Annotated in this window: 16 protein-coding genes and 1 tRNA gene; all 17 read left to right on the forward strand. The window is 63.6% G+C overall.

Annotated features, from left to right (window positions below):
- Window position 1: 1 nt before the first annotated feature.
- The 17 genes from nuoF to pnp all read left to right on the forward strand — a co-directional run bounded on the left by nuoF (window position 2) and on the right by pnp (window position 20960).
- A complete protein-coding gene (gene nuoF / locus XarjCFBP7645_RS07130; RefSeq protein ID WP_024937978.1) occupies window positions 2-1336 on the forward strand; it encodes an NADH-quinone oxidoreductase subunit NuoF in 1335 nt (444 codons plus the stop codon).
- Window positions 1333-3567: an NADH-quinone oxidoreductase subunit NuoG gene (gene nuoG / locus XarjCFBP7645_RS07135; RefSeq protein ID WP_104536846.1), complete on the forward strand. Its 2235-nt coding sequence runs from the start codon at window positions 1333-1335 to the stop codon at window positions 3565-3567. Before nuoF ends, nuoG begins: the two co-directional genes overlap by 4 nt.
- Window positions 3564-4655, forward strand: coding sequence for an NADH-quinone oxidoreductase subunit NuoH (gene nuoH, locus XarjCFBP7645_RS07140; protein WP_104536848.1), 1092 nt, complete (start codon window positions 3564-3566; stop codon window positions 4653-4655). The genes nuoG and nuoH overlap by 4 nt, the downstream gene beginning before the upstream one ends.
- A gap of 3 nt (window positions 4656-4658) precedes the next feature.
- On the forward strand, window positions 4659-5147 hold the full coding sequence (gene nuoI / locus XarjCFBP7645_RS07145; protein WP_002810206.1) for an NADH-quinone oxidoreductase subunit NuoI: 489 nt from the start codon (window positions 4659-4661) through the stop codon (window positions 5145-5147).
- Between the two features lie 4 nt (window positions 5148-5151).
- Window positions 5152-5814 (forward strand): NADH-quinone oxidoreductase subunit J, encoded by a 663-nt coding sequence (locus XarjCFBP7645_RS07150; protein WP_181109131.1) that lies wholly within the window; start codon window positions 5152-5154, stop codon window positions 5812-5814.
- Window positions 5811-6116 carry an NADH-quinone oxidoreductase subunit NuoK gene (gene nuoK, locus XarjCFBP7645_RS07155; RefSeq protein WP_006450557.1) on the forward strand — a complete coding sequence of 102 codons (306 nt, stop codon included), beginning with the start codon at window positions 5811-5813 and terminating at the stop codon, window positions 6114-6116. The genes XarjCFBP7645_RS07150 and nuoK overlap by 4 nt, the downstream gene beginning before the upstream one ends.
- 7 nt (window positions 6117-6123) lie before the next feature.
- Window positions 6124-8298 carry an NADH-quinone oxidoreductase subunit L gene (gene nuoL, locus XarjCFBP7645_RS07160; protein WP_104536849.1) on the forward strand — a complete coding sequence of 725 codons (2175 nt, stop codon included), beginning with the start codon at window positions 6124-6126 and terminating at the stop codon, window positions 8296-8298.
- A 20-nt stretch (window positions 8299-8318) separates the two neighbouring features.
- Window positions 8319-9821, forward strand: a complete 1503-nt coding sequence (locus XarjCFBP7645_RS07165) for an NADH-quinone oxidoreductase subunit M (RefSeq protein ID WP_104536851.1) — start codon at window positions 8319-8321, stop codon at window positions 9819-9821.
- Between the two features lie 36 nt (window positions 9822-9857).
- Window positions 9858-11318 (forward strand): NADH-quinone oxidoreductase subunit NuoN, encoded by a 1461-nt coding sequence (gene nuoN, locus XarjCFBP7645_RS07170; protein WP_104537848.1) that lies wholly within the window; start codon window positions 9858-9860, stop codon window positions 11316-11318.
- A gap of 202 nt (window positions 11319-11520) precedes the next feature.
- A tRNA-Met gene (locus XarjCFBP7645_RS07175) sits at window positions 11521-11597 on the forward strand.
- Between the two features lie 210 nt (window positions 11598-11807).
- Window positions 11808-12398, forward strand: coding sequence for a ribosome maturation factor RimP (rimP, locus tag XarjCFBP7645_RS07180; protein ID WP_104536853.1), 591 nt, complete (start codon window positions 11808-11810; stop codon window positions 12396-12398).
- A gap of 4 nt (window positions 12399-12402) precedes the next feature.
- Window positions 12403-13914: a transcription termination factor NusA gene (nusA, locus tag XarjCFBP7645_RS07185; protein ID WP_016903006.1), complete on the forward strand. Its 1512-nt coding sequence runs from the start codon at window positions 12403-12405 to the stop codon at window positions 13912-13914.
- A gap of 95 nt (window positions 13915-14009) precedes the next feature.
- Window positions 14010-16718, forward strand: coding sequence for a translation initiation factor IF-2 (gene infB, locus XarjCFBP7645_RS07190; RefSeq protein WP_181126239.1), 2709 nt, complete (start codon window positions 14010-14012; stop codon window positions 16716-16718).
- Between the two features lie 141 nt (window positions 16719-16859).
- Window positions 16860-17252, forward strand: coding sequence for a 30S ribosome-binding factor RbfA (gene rbfA, locus XarjCFBP7645_RS07195; protein WP_024937968.1), 393 nt, complete (start codon window positions 16860-16862; stop codon window positions 17250-17252).
- A gap of 80 nt (window positions 17253-17332) precedes the next feature.
- Window positions 17333-18259, forward strand: coding sequence for a tRNA pseudouridine(55) synthase TruB (truB, locus tag XarjCFBP7645_RS07200; RefSeq protein ID WP_104537849.1), 927 nt, complete (start codon window positions 17333-17335; stop codon window positions 18257-18259).
- 157 nt (window positions 18260-18416) lie between these two features.
- Window positions 18417-18677, forward strand: a complete 261-nt coding sequence (rpsO, locus tag XarjCFBP7645_RS07205; protein WP_003485583.1) for a 30S ribosomal protein S15 — start codon at window positions 18417-18419, stop codon at window positions 18675-18677.
- Between the two features lie 168 nt (window positions 18678-18845).
- Window positions 18846-20960, forward strand: a complete 2115-nt coding sequence (gene pnp / locus XarjCFBP7645_RS07210; RefSeq protein ID WP_104536857.1) for a polyribonucleotide nucleotidyltransferase — start codon at window positions 18846-18848, stop codon at window positions 20958-20960.
- The last annotated feature ends 136 nt before the right edge of the window (window positions 20961-21096 follow it).

Consider the following 21096-nt stretch of genomic DNA (forward strand, 5'->3'; position numbering starts at 1 on the left):
CATGGCACATCATCACGCACCCTCAGGCCCGGTCGGTCCGGCGCCGTTGCCGCATCAGGTCGTCTACACGACGCTGCACTACGACACTCCGTGGTCGTACGAGAGCTATCTGAAGACCGGTGGCTATGCCGCGCTGCGCAAGATCCTGGAAGAGAAGATCGCGCCGGCCGACGTCATCGAGATGGTCAAGGCGTCCAATCTGCGCGGCCGTGGCGGCGCGGGCTTCCCGACCGGTCTGAAGTGGTCGTTCATGCCCAAGGGCACGATGCAGAAGTACATCCTGTGCAACTCGGACGAATCCGAGCCGGGAACCTGCAAGGACCGCGACATCCTGCGCTACAACCCGCATTCGGTGGTGGAGGGCATGGCGATCGCCTGCTATGCCACCGGCTCGACCGTTGGCTACAACTACCTGCGTGGCGAGTTCCACCACGAGCCGTTCGAGAACTTCGAGCTGGCGCTGGCCGATGCATACGCCAACGGCTGGCTGGGCAAGAACATTCTCGGCAGCGGCGTGGATATCGATATCTACGGTGCGCTGGGTGCCGGCGCCTACATCTGCGGCGAAGAAACCGCGCTGATGGAATCGCTGGAAGGCAAGAAGGGCCAGCCGCGCTACAAGCCGCCGTTCCCGGCCAACTTCGGCCTGTACGGCAAGCCGACCACCATCAACAACACCGAGACCTACGCGTCGGTGCCGGCGATCATTCGCAACGGCCCGGAGTGGTTCCTGGGGCTGAGCAAGACCAAGAACGGCGGCCCGAAGATCTTCTCGGTGTCCGGCTGCGTGCAGAAGGGCGGTAATTTCGAAGTACCGCTCGGCACCACCTTCGACGAGTTGCTGGAAATGGCCGGTGGCCTGCGTCCGGGCCGCAAGCTCAAGGGCGTGGTGCCTGGCGGCGTGTCGATGCCGGTGCTGAAGGCCGACCAGGTTGCCGGGCTGCAGATGGACTACGACACCTTGCGTGCGCTCGGGACCGGTCTGGGGTCGGGCGCGATCGTGGTGCTGGACGACAGCGTCTGCTGCGTGCGTTTCGCCTGCCGCATCTCGCAGTTCTTCCACAAGGAATCCTGCGGCCAGTGCACCCCGTGCCGCGAGGGCACCGGCTGGATGCACCGCGTGCTGGAGCGCATCGTCGCCGGCAAGGCCACGATGGAAGACCTGCATCAGCTGCGCACCGTTGCCGGCCAGATCGAAGGGCACACCATCTGTGCCTTCGGCGAAGCGGCGGCGTGGCCGATTCAAGGCTTCCTGCGCCAGTTCTGGGACGAGTTCGAGTACTACATCGTCAACGGTCGTTCGATCGTCGACACGCATGTCGGAGTGGCTGCATGAGCGCCCAACCAGTGAACCCGAACGTGCCACCGGACCATGTCACCGTCGAGATCGACGGGCAGTCCCTGGTGGTGCCGAAGGGTTCGATGATCATCCAGGCGGCCGACAAGGCCGGCATCCCGATCCCGCGCTTCTGCTACCACGAGAAGCTGCCGATCGCGGCCAACTGCCGCATGTGCCTGGTGGATGTCGAAAAATCCCCGAAGCCGTCGCCTGCCTGTGCCACGCCGGTGATGGATGGCATGAAGGTCACCACGCGTAGCGAAAAGGCGTTGAAGTACCAGCGCAGCGTGATGGAATTCCTGCTGATCAACCACCCGTTGGACTGCCCGATCTGCGATCAGGGCGGCGAGTGCGAGCTGCAGGACGTGTCGCTCGGTTACGGCCGTTCGGTCAGCCGCTTCAACGAGCGCAAGCGCGTGGTGCCGGACGAGGACATCGGGCCGCTGGTCGCCACCGAAATGACCCGCTGCATCCAGTGCACCCGCTGCGTGCGTTTCACCGCAGACATTGCCGGCACCTATGAGCTGGGCGGCATGTATCGCGGCGAGAACCTGCAGATCGGCACCTACGACGGCAAGCCGCTGACCACCGAAATCTCCGGCAACGTCATCGACGTCTGCCCGGTCGGCGCGCTGACCAACAAGGTGTTCCAGTTCCGCGCGCGTCCGTGGGAATTGATGGCGCGCGAATCGCTCGGCTATCACGATGCGATGGGCTCGAACCTGTTCCTGCATGTGCGTCGCGGCGAAGTGCTGCGCACCGTGCCGCGCGAGAACGAGGCGGTCAACGAGTGCTGGCTGTCCGACCGCGACCGGTATTCGCATCAGGGCTTGTATTCGGAAGACCGTGCGGTCAAGCCGTTGAAAAAGGTCAACGGGCAGTGGACCGAGGTGAGCTGGGCCGAAGGTCTGGCCGCCGCGACGCAGATCCTGCGTGACAACGCCGGCGACCCGCTCGGTGTGCTCGTGCATCCGTCCACCTCCAACGAAGAGGGCGCATTGCTTGCACGTCTGGCCGAAGGCCTGAACAGCGGCAATCTGGATCACCGCCTGCTCAACCGCGATTTCTCCGATGCCGCGGTGGCCGAAGTGTTCGCCACGCCGCTGGCCGAGATCGAGCGCGCCGATGTGGTGGTGCTGTTCGGCACCAATGTGCGTCACGAGCTGCCGTTGCTGCATGCACGCCTGCGCAAGGCCAGCATCCAGAACGGGACGCAGATCCATTCGGTCAATCCGGTCGATTTCGATTTCGCCTTCACCCAGGCAAGCCGTACGGTCGTTGCGCCGTCGCAGCTGGCCAGTGCCCTGGACGATGCGGCATTGCGCGATGCGGTCAAGGGCGCCACGCGCGCCGTGATCGTGGTCGGCGCACTGGCTGAAAACCACCCGCAGGCTGCCGCGTTGCGTGCCGCTGCACGCGACTTTGCCGCTGCAACCGGCGCCTCGCTGTGCCGGATCCCGCAGGGTGCGAACGCAGTCGGTCTGGTGGCGCAAGGTGTGCTGCCGATCGCTCGCGATGTCGCCGGCATGCTGGCGCAGCCGCGCCAGGCCTACCTGCTGTATGGCATCGAGCCGGGCCTGGATTTCGCCGATGCCGCCGCTGCACGCAGTGCGTTGGCGGGTGCCAAGGTGGTCGCATTCAGTCAGTTCGCCTGCGCCTCGACGCGCGATGTGGCCGATGTGATCCTGCCGATCGGCGCACTGCCGGAAATCGACGCATCGCTGACCAATCTGGATGGTCGCGTGCAGACCGCACGTGCCGCCGGTCGCCTGCCGGTCGAAGCGCGCGAAGGTTGGCGCGTATTGCGTGCCCTCGGTGGCGAGCTTGGCCTGGCCGGTTTCGAATTCACCGATCTGGTCGGCCTGCGTGCCGGCATGCAGAACCGTATCGTCAGCCCTGTCGCCTCGGCGCAGCCGGCTTCGAGCAATGACGGGCTGGAAGTTGCCGCCACCGCTGCGATCTATCGCACCGATGCGGTGGTGCGTCGCGCCGCCGCGCTGCAGTCGCATCCGCTCAACATCGCGCCGTGTGTGGCGATGCATCCGGAGCAGGCTGCGCAGCTGCAGGTCGGCGCCGGTCAGATGGTCAAGGTCGGTACCGACGTCGGTAAGGCGACGTTGCCGGTGGTGCTGGACAAGCGCGTCGCACCGGGCACGGTGTGGATCGAATCCGGCCATGGCGCAACCGCGCCGCTCGGTGCCGGTCGTGTAACGGTGGTGGCTGCATGAACGAATTGCTGTTGAACCTGGTCGATCCCCTGCACCAGTGGTTTGTCGGTCTGGGCGATGGCGGCGTGGTGCTGTGGACCGTGCTGAAGATCCTGCTGATCACCGTGCCGGTGATCGTGTCGGTGGCCTTCTACGTGGTCTGGGAGCGCAAGCTGATCGGCTGGATGCACGTGCGTCACGGGCCGATGTACGTGGGCATGGGCATCTTCCAGGCCTTCGCCGACGTGTTCAAACTCCTGTTCAAGGAGATCGTGCAGCCGAGCAGCTCGCACAAGGCGATGTTCATCATCGCGCCGTTGCTGACGCTGGCACCGGCCTTCGCGGCCTGGTCGGTGGTGCCGTTCGACACGCAGCTGGTGCTGTCCAACGCCAACGTGGGTTTGCTGTACCTGCTGGCAATGACCTCGCTGGGCGTGTACGGCATCATCCTGGCCGGCTGGGCATCCAACTCCAAGTACGCGTTCCTGGGCGCGATGCGCTCGGCCGCGCAGGTGGTCAGCTACGAAATCGCGATGGGCTTTGCGCTGGTCGGCGTGATGATCGCCTCGGGCAGCGTCAACCTGAGCCAGATCGTGTTCGCACAGGCGGGCAGCTCCGGCTTCTTCGACTGGTTCCTGATTCCGCTGTTCCCGTTGTTCATCGTGTACTGGGTGTCCGGCGTCGCCGAAACCAACCGAGCGCCGTTCGACGTGGTGGAAGGCGAATCGGAAATCGTCGCCGGTCACATGGTGGAGTATTCGGGCGGTGCGTTCGCGCTGTTCTTCCTGGCCGAATACGCCAATATGATCCTGGTCAGCTTCCTGATCTCGATCTTCTTCCTCGGCGGCTGGTTGAGCCCGATCCAGGGGTGGGTCAATGCGGATATTTCGCCGTGGATCGACTGGGTGTGGAAGGGTGGTTGGCCGTGGCTGCTGATGAAGGTGTTCTTCTTCGCCAGCGCCTACATCTGGTTCCGTGCCAGCTTCCCGCGTTACCGCTATGACCAGATCATGCGTCTGGGCTGGAAGGTGTTCATTCCGCTCACGATCGTATGGATCGCAGTGACGGCGTTGATGGTGTTTTACGGCGTGATCCAGAAGGGCGTGTAACCGATGAACAAGATCACCCATTACTTCAAGAGCCTGCTCCTGCTCGAACTGCTAGGCGGCCTGTGGCTGACGTTGAAATACACGTTCAAGCCCAAGTACACCGTGCTGTATCCGATGGAGAAGTTCCCGCAGTCGCCGCGTTTCCGTGGCCTGCACGCATTGCGTCGCTATCCCAACGGCGAAGAGCGCTGCATCGCCTGCAAGCTGTGCGAAGCGGTGTGCCCGGCGCTGGCGATCACCATCGACTCGGCCAAACGCGAGGACGGCTCGCGCCGCACCACGCGCTACGACATCGATCTGTTCAAGTGCATCTTCTGCGGCTTCTGCGAAGAAAGCTGCCCGGTGGACTCGATCGTCGAGACGCACATCCTCGAGTACCACTTCGAGAAGCGTGGCGAGAACATTGTCAACAAGCCGCAGCTGCTGGCGATCGGAGACCGGTTCGAAACCGAGATCGCCGAGCGTCGCGCTGCCGATGCCGCCTTCCGTTGAGGTCATGATGGACTGGGTCACTATTGCTTTTTACGCCTTCTCCGCCGTCGCGGTCGTGTCCGCCGGTGCGGTGATCAGCGTGCGCAACCCGGTGTACGCCGTGTTGTGCCTGATCCTCACCTTCTTCTCGATGGCATGCATCTGGTTGCTGGTCGGCGCCGAGTTCCTCGGCGTAACGCTGGTGCTGGTCTACGTCGGCGCGGTGATGGTGCTGTTCCTGTTCGTGGTGATGATGCTGGACATCGACACCAGCCGTCTGCGCGAAGGGTGGGTCAAGTACATGCCGGTCGGCGTCATCGTGGCGGTCGCCATGCTGGCGCAGATGGTCACCCTGATCGGCGTCAAGGCGCGCAGTGCCGCACCGTTCCCGGCCGACAACGCCGCCGCGCAGGCGGCCGACGTGTCGAACCTGACCTGGCTGGCCAAGACCCTCTACACCGAGTTCCTGCTGCCGTTCGAGTTCGCTGCGGTGATCCTGACCGTGGCCGTGGTGGCTGCCGTGATGCTGACCCTGCGCAAGCGCACCGGCATCAAGCACCAGAACGCGGGCGAACAGTCGCGGGTGAAGGCGGGCGATCGTCTGCGCATGGTCAAAATGGCGGTTGAAAAGCCGGTACAGGTTGCGCCGAAGCTCGACGCAGCCGACGGACAGGAGGCGAAGTCTTGATTACCTTGGGCCACCTGCTTGGACTGGGCGCGGTGCTGTTCTGCATCTCCCTGGCCGGCATCTTCCTCAACCGCAAGAACGTCATCGTGTTGCTGATGTCGATCGAGCTAATGCTGCTGTCGGTCAACGTCAACTTCATTGCGTTCTCGCGCGAGCTTGGCGACCCTGCCGGTCAGCTGTTCGTGTTCTTCATCCTGACCGTTGCCGCTGCGGAGGCTGCGATCGGCCTTGCGATCCTGGTGACTCTGTTCCGCACGCGCCGCACGATCAATGTGGCCGAAGTCGATACGTTGAAGGGCTGACCTGTAGATGGAAATCACTCTCTCCAAGAGTCTGTTGATTGCGGTGGTGCTTGCACCGCTGGTCGGCAGCATCATCGCCGGCCTGTTCGGTCGCCAGGTAGGGCGCAAGGGCGCGCAATACGTCACCATCCTGGGCGTGGCGGTCAGCTGCGTGCTGTCGTGCCTGACGCTGTATCAACTGGTGGAGCAGGGCGCCAGCCCGTTCAACCAGAACCTGTACACCTTCTTCGATGTCGGTAACTACTCGGCGCACGTCGGCTTCATGGTCGATCGCCTGACCGCGATGATGATGGTGGTGGTGACCTTCGTGTCGCTGCTGGTGCACATCTACACCATCGGCTACATGGAAGAAGACCCGGGTTACCAGCGCTTCTTCAGCTACATCTCGTTGTTCACCTTCTCCATGCTCACGCTGGTGATGAGCAACAACTTCCTGCAGCTGTTCTTCGGCTGGGAAGCGGTGGGCCTGGTGTCCTATCTGTTGATCGGTTTCTGGTTCAAGCGCCCGACTGCCGTGTTCGCCAACATGAAGGCGTTCCTGGTCAATCGCGTCGGCGACTTCGGCTTCATTCTCGGTATCGCCGGCGTGCTGCTGTGGTTTGGCTCGCTGGATTACTCCACCGTGTTCGCCAACGCGACCACCATGGCCGGCGCCAAGGTGCAGCTGTTCGCAGGCCACGAATGGAGCGTGATGACGCTGATCTGCATCTGCCTGTTCATCGGTGCGATGGGCAAGTCGGCGCAGGTGCCGCTGCACGTGTGGCTGCCGGACTCGATGGAAGGCCCGACGCCGATTTCGGCACTGATCCATGCCGCCACGATGGTCACCGCCGGCATCTTCATGGTCGCGCGCATGTCGCCGCTGTTCGAGCTGTCGGAAACCGCGTTGAACTTCATCCTGTTCATCGGTGCGACCACGGCCTTCTTCACCGGCCTGATCGGCATTGTGCAGAACGACATCAAGCGCGTGGTTGCGTACTCCACGCTGTCGCAGCTGGGCTACATGACGGTGGCGCTGGGCGTGTCGGCCTATTCGGCCGCCGTGTTCCACCTGATGACGCATGCCTTCTTCAAGGCGCTGCTGTTCCTGGCGGCCGGCTCGGTCATCATCGGCATGCACCACGAGCAGGACATGCGCAAGATGGGCGGCCTGCGCAAGTACATGAAGGTGACCTACTGGACCAGCGTGATCGGTACGCTGGCACTGGTCGGTACGCCGTTCTTCTCCGGCTTCTACTCCAAGGACACCATCATCGAGGCAGCCGCACACCATGCCCACGAGTCGCATAGCTGGATCGCGACGTACGGGTACTGGGCAGTGCTCGGTGGCGTACTGGTGACCAGCTTCTACAGCTTCCGCCTGCTGTTCCTGACCTTCCATGGCAAGGAGCGCTTCCGCGATGCCCATGCGCACGACGTCCATGGCCACCACGACAGCGCGCATACCGATGCAGAGGCGCAGGTCCACGCGCACGACAGTCATGCGCACGACGCACATGCACACGATACGCACGGTCACGACGATCACGGTCATGGTCACCATGGTGCCCACGAGCCGCACGAATCCAAGTGGGTGGTGACGTTGCCGTTGATCCTGCTGGCGATCCCGTCGGTGGCGATCGGTTTCTTCACCATCGGCCCGATGCTGTTCGGCACCGATTGGCAGGGCCACCACGCCGCGCATGCGATCAAGGGGCAGGCAGTGTCGTTCTTCACCGGCATCGTCGATTTCTACGATCCGGCACGCGACACCGTCGGCGCACTGGCCGAAGAGTTCCACGGCCCGGTCGCCTTCGCGCTGCATGGCATGATGGCGGCGCCGTTCTTCCTGACGGTCGCCGGTCTGCTGCTGGCTGCGCTGTTCTATCTGTGGAAGCCGGAACTGGCTACCAAGTCGCGCAAGGCGTTCGCGCCGGTGGTGTGGCTGCTGGAAAACAAGTACGGCTTCGACAAGCTCTGGATCAATGGCTTCGCCGGTGGCGGCGTGGTCCTTGGCAAGGCGTCACGTGCCATCGATACCCATGTGGTCGACGGTGTCGTCGTCAATGGTTCTGCCCGACTGATCGACCTGGCTGCAAATCTGCTGCGTCGCACGCAATCCGGTTTCCTCTATCACTACGCCTTCGCAATGATCATCGGTTTGATCGCCTTGTTGGCGGTACTGATGCATTTCTGGCGTTGACCTGTACGGAATAAGAAAACGTGTCGAACTGGCCTTTACTGTCTATCCTGATCTGGCTGCCGATTATCGGTGGCGCCTTGATCCTTGCGTTGCGCAACGCCGAGACCGCCCGCTGGGCATCGTTGGCGGTGGCGGTGGCGACCTTTGTGCTGAGTCTGCCGCTGCTGGGCTACGATACGGCCAATGACGCCATGCAGTTCATCGAACTGCATGCCTGGATTCCGGCCTACAACATCGGCTACAACCTGGGCGTGGACGGTATCGCGGTCGCGTTGATCGTGCTGACCACGCTGGTGACGGTGCTGGCCCTGATCGGCGCCTGGCGCTCGATCGACAAGCGCGTCAATCAGTACGTCGCCGCCTTCCTGATCCTGGAAGGCGTCACGGTCGGCATCTTCGCTGCGACCGATGCGATGCTGTTCTATGTCTTCTTCGAAGCCATGCTGATCCCGATGTTCCTGATTATCGGCGTCTGGGGCGGTCCGCGGCGTATTTACGCGGCGATGAAGTTCTTCCTGTACACCTTCCTCGGCTCGGTGCTGATGCTGGTGGGCCTGGTCTACCTGTATCTGAAGGGTGGCAGCTTCCAGCTGGCCGACCTGTACGCGCTGCAGCTGACCGCCAAGGAGCAGACCTGGATCTTCTTCGCCTTCCTGATCGCATTTGCGGTCAAGGTGCCGATGTTCCCGGTGCACACCTGGCTGCCGGATGCGCACGTCGAAGCGCCGACTGCCGGTTCGGTGATCCTGGCTGCGATCGCGCTGAAGATCGGCGGCTACGGCTTCCTGCGCTTCAACCTGCCGATCGTGCCGGATGCAAGCCATGAGTTCGCCTGGCTGGTGATCGCGCTGTCGCTGATCGCGGTGGTCTACGTCGGCTTGGTGGCCCTGGTGCAGGACGACATGAAGAAGCTGGTGGCGTATTCGTCCATCGCGCACATGGGCTTTGTCACCCTCGGCACCTTTATCGCCTTCACCCTGGTCCGTGAGTACGGCAGCACCGACGCCGCCCGCCTGGGCCTGCAGGGTGCGATGGTGCAGATGATTTCGCACGGCTTCGTGTCCGGTGCGATGTTCTCCTGCATCGGCGTGCTGTACGACCGCATGCATACCCGCCGCATCGCCGATTACGGCGGCGTGGTCAACGTGATGCCGTGGTTCGCGACGTTCTCAATGCTGTTCTTCATGGCCAATGCCGGCCTGCCGGGCACCAGTGGCTTCGTCGGCGAGTTCATGGTGATCCTGGCCAGCTTCCAGAAGCATCCGCTGGTTGCCTTCGCTGCCGCCACCACGCTGGTGATCACCGCCGCTTACACGCTGTGGCTCTACAAGCGCGTGTTCTTCGGCGAAGTGGCCAACGCCCATGTGGCCGAGCTGAAGGACATCAATGGCCGTGAGGCGTTCGTGCTGGGGGTGTTCGCCGTTGGCGTGCTGGCCCTGGGCCTGTATCCGAAGCCGCTGACCGATCTGATGGAACCATCGATCGCCAAGCTGGCTACCCAGATTGCCGCGTCCAAGCTGTAACAGCTTGCCGTACGTTTTGATTTCCAGGATTTGATGATGACCACGCCAACGCTCGCGCCGTTGACCACCGCTGACCTGGCTCCGCTTGTTCCGGAGCTGGTGCTGATCGGCGGCGCCTTTGCACTGCTGATGCTCGACCTGTTCGTGAGCCAGCGGAACAAGGTCTGGACCCACCTGTTCTCCGTCGCCGTGCTCGCGGTGGTGTTCGCGCTATTGGCGACCGGTACGGGCGGGCAGGGCGAGATCTTCCACGGCATGTTCGTGCGCGACACCGCGGCCGACGTGATGAAGACGGTGATCGTGCTGGTCAGTGGCCTGAGCCTGGTCTACGGCTGGACCTACCTGCGCGAACGTAATCTCTATCAGGGCGAGATCCCGGTGCTGGTGTTGTTCGCCACCGCTGGCATGATGCTGCTGACCTCGGCCGGCAGCCTGTTGATGGTGTACCTGGGCCTGGAACTGCTCGCGCTGTGCTCGTACGCATTGGTCGCCTCCAATCGCGACAACGGCCTGGCCACCGAAGCGGCGATGAAGTACTTCGTGCTCGGTTCGCTGGCTTCTGGTTTGCTGCTGTACGGCATGTCGCTGGTCTACGGCGCTACCGGGACGCTGAGCCTGAGCGGCATTCACGACGCGATCGACGGCTCCAACGAGCGCACGCTGCTGCTGACCGGCACCATCTTCATGATCGCCGGCGTGGCATTCAAGCTGGGTGCAGCCCCGTTCCACATGTGGTTGCCCGACGTGTACCAGGGCGCGCCGGCGCCGATCGCCTTGTTCATCAGCTCTGCGCCCAAGCTCGCCGCTTTCGGCATGGCGTATCGCCTGCTCGAGGTCGGCATGGGCCCGCTCTCGCCGCAGTGGCATCTGTTGATCGGTGGCCTGTCGGCAGTATCGCTGGTGATCGGCAACCTGATGGCGATTGCGCAGAGCAATCTCAAGCGCATGCTGGCGTACTCGACCGTGTCGCACATCGGCTTCCTGTTGATGGGCGTGGCCGGCGGCGGAGAGCAGGGCTATGCCGCGGCGATGTTCTACGCGGTGAGCTACACCATCATGTCGACTGCCGCGTTCGGCGCCATCATCGCGCTGTCGCGCAATGGCTTCGAAGCCGAGAACATCGACGACTTCAAGGGACTCAACGCACGCAATCCGTGGATGGCCGGGCTGGTGCTCTGCATCATGGCCTCGCTTGCGGGTATCCCGCCGTTCCTGGGTTTCTGGACCAAGCTGGCGGTGCTCGGCGCCGCGGTGAAGGGCGACATGCTGTGGCTGGCCCTGGTCGGCGTGCTCTGCGCGGTGATTGGCGCGTTCTACTATCTGCGCGTCATCAAGGTCATGTACTTCGATGAGCCGGTGGGCGAGCCGTTGCCGGCCAACAACGATCGTGTGCTGGGTACCGTGCTCGGTGTCAACGCGCTTGCGTTGCTTGCGCTGGGCCTGGCTTGGAGCCCGATCATGGTGTGGTGCCAGCGTGCATTTGCAGGCCTAGCCTGAGTCACGCGTCCTTGCATGACCTCGCGGCGCGTGTGCTACGCGCGCCGTCGAGGGAGGACTGAAATAAAGTCGTGATTGCTGTTTCGTTTTTGTTGCAATGCGGTTATCATTTGCCGCGACGTTGAAGCCCCCCAGGGTTTTCAATCGATGAAAAACTAGGGCTTGCAATTGCCGCTCAAGTTCTTCATAATTCCGCTTCTGCTGCGGGGTGGAGCAGTCTGGCAGCTCGTCGGGCTCATAACCCGAAGGTCGCAGGTTCAAATCCTGCCCCCGCTACCAAGTTTTGAAGTACTGCTTTAACGCAATGCCTTAGGGCAGTACTTCAGCTTCTTGGATCGCAAAGACGCATGTTCCCGTCTTTGCGCCGACCCTGAGAGGTCGGGCTTTTTTCACACAAGGGGCCCATCGGGCCCCTTGTTTTTTCCGGAACCGGAAAGTTTGCTGCCGGTTGCCGGGGTTCTACTGGCAATCATCTGATCAGGGCAGTCTGTGAGCGAAAAAGCGACCGAAATCGCGAATCTGCTGAGTCCAACGGTTGAATCCTTGGGCTTGGAACTGCTGGGTGTGGAATATCTTCCCGCTCCAGGTGGCGCCACATTGCGCCTGTACATCGATGTGCCGCTGGCCGAACAGCCCGAGCGCGTGATCAATGTCGACGACTGCGAGCGCGTGAGCCGCGAAGTCTCGGCCCAGCTCGACGTCGAGGACCCCATCACCGGCAACTACACGCTCGAGGTGTCCTCGCCGGGTGTGGACCGCCCGTTGTTCACGCTGGAGCAGTTCGGCCGTCACGTTGGCGAGTCCGCCAAGATCGTGTTGAAGCTGGCGCAGGATGGCCGGCGCCGCTTCCAGGGCCAGATCGCGCGGATCGACTCCGAGGCCGATACGGTGGTGTTCGCCATCGATGGCAAGGATGTGCTGGTCGGCTTCGACAACATCGACAAGGCGCGCATCCTGCCGGATTGGGTCGCCCTGGGCCTGGCCCCGCAAAAACCGAACAAGCCCGGCCCGAAAAAACCCGGGCACGAGAAGAAGAAACCATCCAACGAGTCGGCGGCTGGCAAGCCGCGCGCGGAGTGACGAAATGAGCAAGGAACTTTTGCTGGTAGTGGATGCGGTGGCCAACGAAAAGGGCGTGCCGCGCGAAGTGATCTTCGATGCGATCGAGGCCGCGCTGGCTTCCGCAGCGAAGAAGCGCTATCCCGACCAGGACGTGCTGACGCGCGTGACCATCGACCACAAGGACGGTAACTACGAAACCTATCGTCGTTGGGAAGTGGTTGCCGACGATGTCGTGATGGAATCCCCGGATCGCCAGGTGCGTCTGATGGATGCCGTCGACGAAGCCGACGGCGTGGATGTGGGCGACTACATCGAAGAACAGATCGAAAACCCGGACTTCGGCCGTATCGCGGCGCAGGCTGCCAAGCAGGTGATCGTGCAGCGTGTGCGCGAAGCCGAGCGTCAGCAGGTGGTCGATGCCTGGAAGGATCGCGTCGGCGAGTTGATCACCGGTGTGGTCAAGCGCGCCGAGCGCGGCAACATCTTTGTCGACCTGGGCGGCAATGCAGAAGCCTTCATTCCCAAGGACAAGGGCATCCCGCGCGACGTGCTGCGCCCGGGCGACCGCGTGCGCGGTTATCTGGCCGAAGTGCGTTCCGAACCCCGTGGCCCGCAGCTGTTCATCAGCCGCGCCGCGCCGGAATTCATGATCGAGCTGTTCAAGCTCGAAGTGCCGGAGGTGGGCCAGGGCCTGGTCGAGATCAAGGCCTGCGCACGCGATCCGGGCGACCGCGCCAAGATCGCAGTGATCGCGCACGACACCCGCACCGATCCGATCGGCGCGTGCATCGGCATGCGTGGGTCGCGCGTGCAGGCGGTGTCCAACGAGCTCAATGGCGAGCGCGTGGATATCGTGCTGTGGAACGAGAACCCGGCCAACTTCGTCATCAATGCGATGGCGCCGGCCGAAGTGCAGTCGATCATCGTCGATGAAGACAAGCACTCGATGGATCTGGCCGTGGCGGAAGACCGCCTGGCCCAGGCGATCGGCAAGGGCGGCCAGAACGTGCGTCTGGCCAGCCGCCTGACCGGTTGGCAGCTCAACGTGATGACCGCCGACCAGGTGGCCGCCAAGTCCGAAGCCGAGCAGACCTCCGCGCGCCAGTTGTTCATGGATCGCCTGGAGGTGGACGAGGAAATCGCAGCGATCCTGGTGACCGAGGGCTTCAACACGGTCGAAGAAATCGCCTACGTGCCGGTCGGCGAGTTGTTGGCGGTGGAAGGCTTCGACGAAGACATCGTCGAAGAGCTGCGCGCCCGTGCCCGCGATGCGTTGCTCAACGCCGCGCTGGCAGAAGAAGAAGGCCTGGAAGGAACTCAGCCCACCGAGGACCTGCTGGCGCTGGAGGGGATGGACGAGGAAACGGCCTTTGCTCTGGCCGAGCACGGCGTGCGCACCAGCGAGGACTTGTCCGACCTGGCAGCGGACGAGATCGTCGACTTCGGCATCGAGGGTCTGACCCAGGAGCGCGCCGCGGCGCTGATCCTGGCGGCCCGCGCCGAGGAGATCGCCCGTTTGGAGCGCGGCGAATGAGCCGGCAATGAACCGCGCCCTGACCCCATCAGGGCTTAGAATCAGCGTTTCCCTTGCTCTGGGCGAGGGGGCGCCAACCAGATCATAGGATCCGAATGTCGCAGCAAACCACCATCCGCAAGCTTGCCGAACTGGTCAATACGCCGGTCGATAAACTGCTGGTTCAACTGGCCGAGGCCGGAATGAAGTTCAGCGGTCCCGACCAGGTCGTGACCAGCACCGAGAAGATGAAACTGCTTGGCTTCCTGCGTCGCACGCATGGCAAGGCCGAGACGCCTGCCGAAGCGGCGAGCGAAGCAGCCAAGAAGATCACGCTCAACCGGCGCAAGCTGCAGGAAGTCACGGTCAGCGCCGGCCGCACCAAGACCACGGTCAACGTGGAAGTGCGGCAGAAGCGCACCTACGTGAAGTCCGAAAACGAAGGCAGCGGCCGTCCTGCGCCGATGACGCCGGACGAAGAGCGCGCCGACATTCTGGCCAAGCTCGCCGCCTCGCGTCAGCGCAATCTCGACGAGCAGCAGGCGCTGGCCGAAAGCGACCGCGTGCGCGACGAAGCGATCCAGCGCAAGCGCGAAGAGGAACAGGCTGCGCGCGACCGCGCCGAAGCCGAGCGCAAGGCTGCCGAGGAAGCCGCTGCGGCTGCCAGTGCGCCGGCGCCGGTGGCTGCCGCAGCCGCACCGTCTGCAGCCTCTGCCGCACGCACGCCGTCGTCGCCGTCTGCGCCGCGTCCGGCCCGTCCGGCTGGCGCACCGCCGGCATCGCGTCCGGCCACGCCGGCGCGTCCGGACGACCGTTCCAATGCGGCCAAGCACAAGACGCGCGGTTCGCACGTCATGGTGGCGGGTGTCGAAGACGACGATGCGACCAAGCGTTTTGCCGGGCAGTTGCATCTGTCCGCGGCCGATCGTGCGCGCCGTTCCAACGTGCGCGGCAAGCCGACCGGTCGTCCGGGTTCGTCGTCCTCGCGTCGTGGCAACGACAACGGCCGTGGCGGCAACCAGGGCAATAGCGGTCCGCACGGGTTCGAGCGTCCGACCGCGCCGGTGGTACGCGAAGTGGCGATCGGCGAAACCATCACCGTGGCCGACCTGGCGCAGAAGCTTGCGCTCAAGGGCGGCGATGTAGTCAAGGCGCTGTTCAAGATGGGCGTCATGGCGACCATCACCCAAAGCATCGACCATGACACCGCCGCGCTGGTGACCGAGGAACTCGGCCACAAGGCCGTGCGTGCCGACAATGCCGACTTCGAGGATGCGCTGCTGGCGCATGCCGAGGATGCGCAGGGCGATGCTACGTCGCGTCCGCCGGTGGTGACCATCATGGGTCACGTCGATCACGGCAAGACCTCGCTGCTGGATTACATCCGTCGCACCAAGATCGCCTCGGGCGAAGCCGGTGGCATCACCCAGCATATCGGTGCGTACCACGTCGAAACCGGCCGTGGCGTCATCAGTTTCCTGGATACGCCCGGCCATGCCGCGTTTACCTCGATGCGTGCCCGTGGCGCCAAGATCACCGACATCGTCGTGCTGGTCGTGGCGGCCGATGACGGTGTGATGCCGCAGACCAAGGAAGCGGTGGCGCACGCCAAGGCGGCAGGCGTGCCGTTGATCGTGGCGGTGAACAAGATCGACAAGGCCGGCGCGGATCCGCTGCGGGTCAAGAACGAATTGCTGGCTGAAAACGTGGTGGCCGAAGAGTTCGGTGGCGATACCCAGTTCATCGAAGTGTCGGCCAAGGTCGGTACCGGTGTGGACACGCTGCTGGACGCGATCTCGCTGCAGGCCGAGGTGCTGGAGCTGAAGGCAGTGGCCGAGGGCCGCGCCAGCGGTACCGTGATCGAATCCTCGCTGGACAAGGGCCGCGGCCCGGTGGCCACGGTGCTGGTGCAGCAGGGCGCGCTGAAGCGTGGCGACTACCTGGTGTGCGGCATCCAGTACGGCCGCGTGCGTGCGCTGTTCGACGAGACCGGCCACCAGCCGGCCTCGGCCGGCCCGTCGATTCCGGTACAGGTGCTCGGGCTGTCCGGCGTGCCGGAAGCCGGCGACGACTTCGTGGTCGTCGACGACGAGCGTCTGGCCAAGGACGTGGCGCAGCAGCGCGAAACCAAGCGTCGCGAGTCGCGTCTGGTGGCCTCGGCCAGCAACCGCATGGAAGACATCCTGGCCCAGATGGGCAAGGGCGAAGGCCAGCAGGTGCTGAACCTGGTGATCAAGGCCGACGTGCAGGGCTCGGTGGAAGCGCTCAAGCAGTCGCTGGTGGCGTTGTCCAACGACGACATTCGCATCAACGTGATCCACTCCGGTGTGGGCGGCATCACCGAATCCGATGCCAATTCGGCAGCGGCCTCCAAGGCCACGGTGATCGGCTTCAACGTGCGTGCCGATGCCTCGGCCCGCAAGATCGTCGAGTCCAACGGCATCGATCTGCGTTACTTCTCGATCATCTATGACGTGATCGACCAGGTGAAGCAGGTGGCGTCGGGTCTGCTCGGCGTGGAAATCCGCGAAGAGATCATCGGTATCGCGCAGGTCCGCGACGTGTTCCGCAGCTCCAAGTTCGGCGCGGTTGCAGGCTGCATGATCATCGAAGGCGTGGTGAAGCGCAGCAAGCCGATCCGCGTGCTCCGCGACAGCGTCGTGGTGTTCGAGGGCGAGCTGGAATCGCTGCGTCGCTTCAAGGAAAACGTCGAGGAAGTGCGCAACGGTACCGAGTGCGGTATCGGCGTGAAGGCCTACAACGACGTCAAGGCCGGCGACCAGATCGAGTGCTTCGAGCGTATCGAAGTCGCCCGTACGCTATAACGGCTGCCGGGGCCTGCGGGCCCCGGACTCCGTCAGGCGGAGTTGCAAGGCAAGTTCTGCAAGGCGAGGGCGGCATGGCCGCCCGCGTCCGTTTTTGGCTTCGGTGCCAACTGGCCCTCCGAATCAACCAGGTCCATGACCATGCCAACCAAATCATTCCATCGCACCGACCGCGTTTCGGCGCAGGTGCGTCGCGACCTCGGCACGATCGTGCACGCGGCCGTGCGCGACCACGGCCTGCCGTCGGTCAGCGTTTCCGACGTCGAAATCAGCCGCGACCTGGCACATGCCAAGGTGTTCGTTACCGCGCTGCAGCAGGAACGTTCGGCCGAAGCCGTCAAGGGGCTCAAGGAAATCGCAGGTCAGTTGCGCACGCAGCTGGCGCGCGCGATGAAGCTGCGCCACGTGCCCGAGCTGCATTTCCATTACGACGATTCGGTCGACCGCGGCGAGCGCATCGACAACCTGCTGCGTGACCTGGACGATGTCGGCCCCGAGGCCGCGTCCAGCGACGAGGACGCCGAGCAGCGCTGAGCGCTGCCGGCCGGCCGCCTGTCGATCAGCGGCCCTGATTTCAACGGGCGCGCACAGTGCCCGATTCGAGCACCGATCTGTTGAAACCCCGTATCGTCTATCGCCCGTTGCACGGCATCCTGTTGCTCGACAAGCCGGCTGGAGTCAGCTCCAACACGGCCTTGCAGTCCGCGCGCCGCTTGTTGCGTGCCGAAAAGGGCGGCCACACCGGCAGCCTGGACCCGCTGGCCACCGGCTTGCTGCCGCTGTGTCTGGGCGAGGCCACCAAGATTGCCGGCCTGCTGCTCGGTGCGGCCAAGGCCTACGACGCCGAGATCGTGCTAGGTGTCACCACCGATACCGACGATGCCGATGGCCAGATGTTGCGCGAGCGTGCGGTGCCGGCACTGGGCGAAGACGCGCTGCGTGCAGCGCTGATGCCCTTCATCGGCCGTATCCGCCAACAAGCGCCGATCTATTCCGCGCTCAAGCAGGGCGGCGAGCCGCTGTATGCCAAGGCGCGCCGGGGCGAAGTGATCGCCGCGCCGGTGCGCGAGGTCGATGTGCATGCGATCGAGGTACTCGGTTATGCAGCGCCGCGGCTGCAGTTGCGCGTGACCTGCGGCTCGGGCACCTACATCCGCAGCCTGGCGCGCGATCTGGGCGAGGTGCTTGGCTGCGGTGCGCATATCGCCTCGCTGCGCCGGCTCTGGGTCGAGCCGTTTCGCGCGCCGCAGATGATCACGCTGGAGGCGTTGTCGGCAGTCCTGGAGGCGGGCACCGACGCGCAGGCGCTGTTGTTGCCGATCGAGGCCGGACTGGCCGATTTTGCGCGGATCGTGCTCGATGCGACACATGCGGCACGTTTTCGCATGGGCCAGCGCCTGCGCGATGCTGCATTTCCGACCGGCCAGGTGGCCGTGTTCGGACCAGACGGAATCCCCTCAGGGCTAGGCCTGGTGGACGCGGAGGGGCGTTTGTCGCCGCAGCGTCTATTCAATGGACTGAACGACGCCGTAGCTTGTTAAGTTTTGGTCAACTTGTTCCCGGGCCCGCACGACGTTACAATTTTGCGGCCCCGATCGGGGCACCTCCAGCGCCAAGCGCGCTCATCCCTAGCAAACGGCGAGTCCGGCGGTGCGTCATGCACGTTCCTGCCGACCACGCATCTATCGAGTAAACATCATGTCCGTCGACACCCAGAAAGTTATTGAAGACAACAAGCGCAGCGCACAGGACACCGGTTCGCCGGAAGTGCAGGTCGCCCTGCTGACCGCGCGCATCGAGCTGCTGACCGGCCACTTCAAGACCCACAAGAAGGATCACCACAGCCGTCGTGGCTTGCTGCAGATGGTCAACCGCCGTCGCAGCCTGCTCGACTACCTGAAGAAGAAGGACAACGAGCGTTACAAGTCCTTGATCGAGAAGCTCGGCCTGCGCCGCTAATCGAGTCACACCGCCGCGGCGCAGCGATGCGCCGCGGCTTTGTTTTGGTCATTCGCATCACGTTATCTGCAGCATGTGGTTCATGGGCCGGAGCCTCCCGGCCGCCCGTTCTCGGCATGGGTCGACGACGGTCCAACGAAGACAGCAACACCTAAGGGAAAAACCTCCGTGGCAAAAATCACCAAAACCTTCCAGTACGGCAAGCACACCGTCACCCTGGAGACGGGCGAAATCGCTCGCCAGGCAGGCGGCGCCGTCATCGTCAAGTTCGACGACACCGTACTGCTGGTCACCGCCGTCGCCGCCAAGAGCGCGCGCGAAGGACAGGACTTCTTTCCTCTGACGGTTGATTACCAGGAGAAGTTCTACGCCGGCGGCCGCATCCCGGGCGGCTTCTTCAAGCGCGAAGGACGTGCGACCGAGAAGGAAACGTTGATCTCGCGCCTGATCGATCGCCCGATCCGTCCGCTGTTCCCCGAGGACTACAAGAACGAAGTGCAGATCATCGCCACCGTGATGTCGATGAACCCGGACATCGACGGCGATATCGCCGCGCTGATCGGCGCATCGGCCGCGCTGTCGCTGGCCGGCACTCCGTTCAACGGCCCGATCGCTGCGGCGAAGGTCGGTTACAAGAATGGCGAATACATCCTCAACCCGACCGTGACCGAGCTGAAGGATTCGCAGCTGGAGCTGGTCGTGGCCGGTACCGCCAATGCGGTGCTGATGGTCGAGTCCGAAGCCGAGCTGCTGTCGGAAGAAGTGATGCTGGGCGCGGTGACGTTCGGCCATCGCGAGATGCAGAAGGTCATCAATATCATCAACGAGCTGACCGTCGAAGCCGGCACCAAGCCGTCCGACTGGGTGGCTCCGGCCAAGAACGACGGCATGATCGCCGCGCTGAAGGAAGCAGTGGGCGAGCAGCTCGCTTCGGCCTTCCAGGTGCGCGACAAGCTGCAGCGCCGCGATGCGATTTCGGCGATCAAGAAGGACGTGCTGGGTGCGCTGGCACCGCGCGCCACGATCGAAGGCTGGGCTGCCGGTGATCTGTCCAAGGAATTCGGCGAACTGGAATACCAGACCATGCGCGGCTCGGTGCTGAGCACCAAGGTGCGCATCGACGGCCGTGCACTGGATACCGTGCGTCCGATCAGCGCAAAGGCCGGCGTGCTGCCGCGTACCCATGGCTCGGCGCTGTTCACCCGCGGCGAGACCCAGGCCATCGTGATCACCACGCTCGGCACCGCACGCGACGGTCAGGTCATCGACGCTGTCTCGGGCGAGTACAAAGAGAACTTCCTGTTCCATTACAACTTCCCTCCGTACTCGGTGGGCGAGTGCGGTCGCTTCGGTGCGCCGAAGCGTCGCGAGATCGGCCATGGCCGTCTGGCCAAGCGCGGCGTGCTGGCGGTGATGCCGAGCCTGGAAGAGTTCCCGTACACCATCCGCGTGGTCTCGGAAATCACCGAGTCCAACGGTTCGTCTTCGATGGCATCGGTCTGCGGCAGCTCGCTGGCGCTGATGGACGCCGGTGTGCCGATCGAGGCGCCGGTCGCCGGTATCGCGATGGGTCTGGTCAAGGAAGGCAACGACTTCGTCGTGCTGTCGGACATCCTGGGCGATGAAGATCACCTGGGCGACATGGACTTCAAGGTGGCCGGTACTGCCGAAGGCGTGTCCGCGCTGCAGATGGACATCAAGATCGAAGGCATCACCGAAGAGATCATGAAGCAGGCATTGCAGCAGGCCAAGGCCGGCCGTCTGCACATCCTCGGCGAGATGGCGCATGCCCTGACCACCCCGCGTCTGGAGCTGAGCGATTACGCGCCGCGTCTGCTGACCATCAAGATCCACCCGGACAAGATCCGCGAAGTGATAGGCAAGGGTGGTTCGACCATCCAGGCCATCACCAAGGAAACCGGTACCCAGATCGACATCCAGGACGACGGCACGATCATCATCGCCTCGGTCAACGCCATTGCTGCGCAAGCTGCGAAGTCGCGCATCGAGCAGATCACCTCGGACGTGGAGCCGGGCCGCATCTACGAAGGCAAGGTCGCCAAGATCATGGACTTCGGTGCGTTCGTCACCATCCTGCCGGGCAAGGACGGCCTGGTGCACGTCTCGCAGATCTCCAGCGAGCGCGTGGAAAAGGTCGGCGACAAGCTGAAGGAAGGCGATCTGGTCCGCGTCAAGGTGCTGGAAGTGGACAAGCAGGGCCGTATCCGTCTGTCGATCAAGGCAGTGGAAGAAGGCGAAGGCCTGCCGGCGTCTGCCGAGTAACTGTCACTGTTTGACGTGTCACGAAAAAGCGGGCTTCGGCCCGCTTTTTCGTTGGCTGTCCGGCAATGGCGCGTGACTTGATCCTTCTCCGGACGTATGAGGGTAAGGGCGAAGCGTCCTACGGTTGAACCAAGGC

It is taken from the genome of Xanthomonas arboricola (assembly GCF_002940665.1).
In the GTDB taxonomy this organism is placed as follows: Bacteria; Pseudomonadota; Gammaproteobacteria; order Xanthomonadales; family Xanthomonadaceae; genus Xanthomonas; species Xanthomonas arboricola_B.

Excerpts from the sequence above, each read along its gene's own strand:
- rbfA (WP_024937968.1), top strand. The coding sequence starts at position 16,860 with ATGCCAACCAAATCATTCCATCGCACCGACCGCGTTTCGGCGCAGGTG.
- XarjCFBP7645_RS07150 (WP_181109131.1), top strand. The coding sequence starts at position 5,152 with ATGATGGACTGGGTCACTATTGCTTTTTACGCCTTCTCCGCCGTCGCG.
- nuoI (WP_002810206.1), top strand. The coding sequence starts at position 4,659 with ATGAACAAGATCACCCATTACTTCAAGAGCCTGCTCCTGCTCGAACTG.
- infB (WP_181126239.1), top strand. The coding sequence starts at position 14,010 with ATGTCGCAGCAAACCACCATCCGCAAGCTTGCCGAACTGGTCAATACG.
- nuoN (WP_104537848.1), top strand. The coding sequence starts at position 9,858 with ATGACCACGCCAACGCTCGCGCCGTTGACCACCGCTGACCTGGCTCCG.
- nuoL (WP_104536849.1), top strand. The coding sequence starts at position 6,124 with ATGGAAATCACTCTCTCCAAGAGTCTGTTGATTGCGGTGGTGCTTGCA.
- nuoH (WP_104536848.1), top strand. The coding sequence starts at position 3,564 with ATGAACGAATTGCTGTTGAACCTGGTCGATCCCCTGCACCAGTGGTTT.
- nusA (WP_016903006.1), top strand. The coding sequence starts at position 12,403 with ATGAGCAAGGAACTTTTGCTGGTAGTGGATGCGGTGGCCAACGAAAAG.
- rpsO (WP_003485583.1), top strand. The coding sequence starts at position 18,417 with ATGTCCGTCGACACCCAGAAAGTTATTGAAGACAACAAGCGCAGCGCA.
- nuoG (WP_104536846.1), top strand. The coding sequence starts at position 1,333 with ATGAGCGCCCAACCAGTGAACCCGAACGTGCCACCGGACCATGTCACC.
- nuoF (WP_024937978.1), top strand. The coding sequence starts at position 2 with ATGGCACATCATCACGCACCCTCAGGCCCGGTCGGTCCGGCGCCGTTG.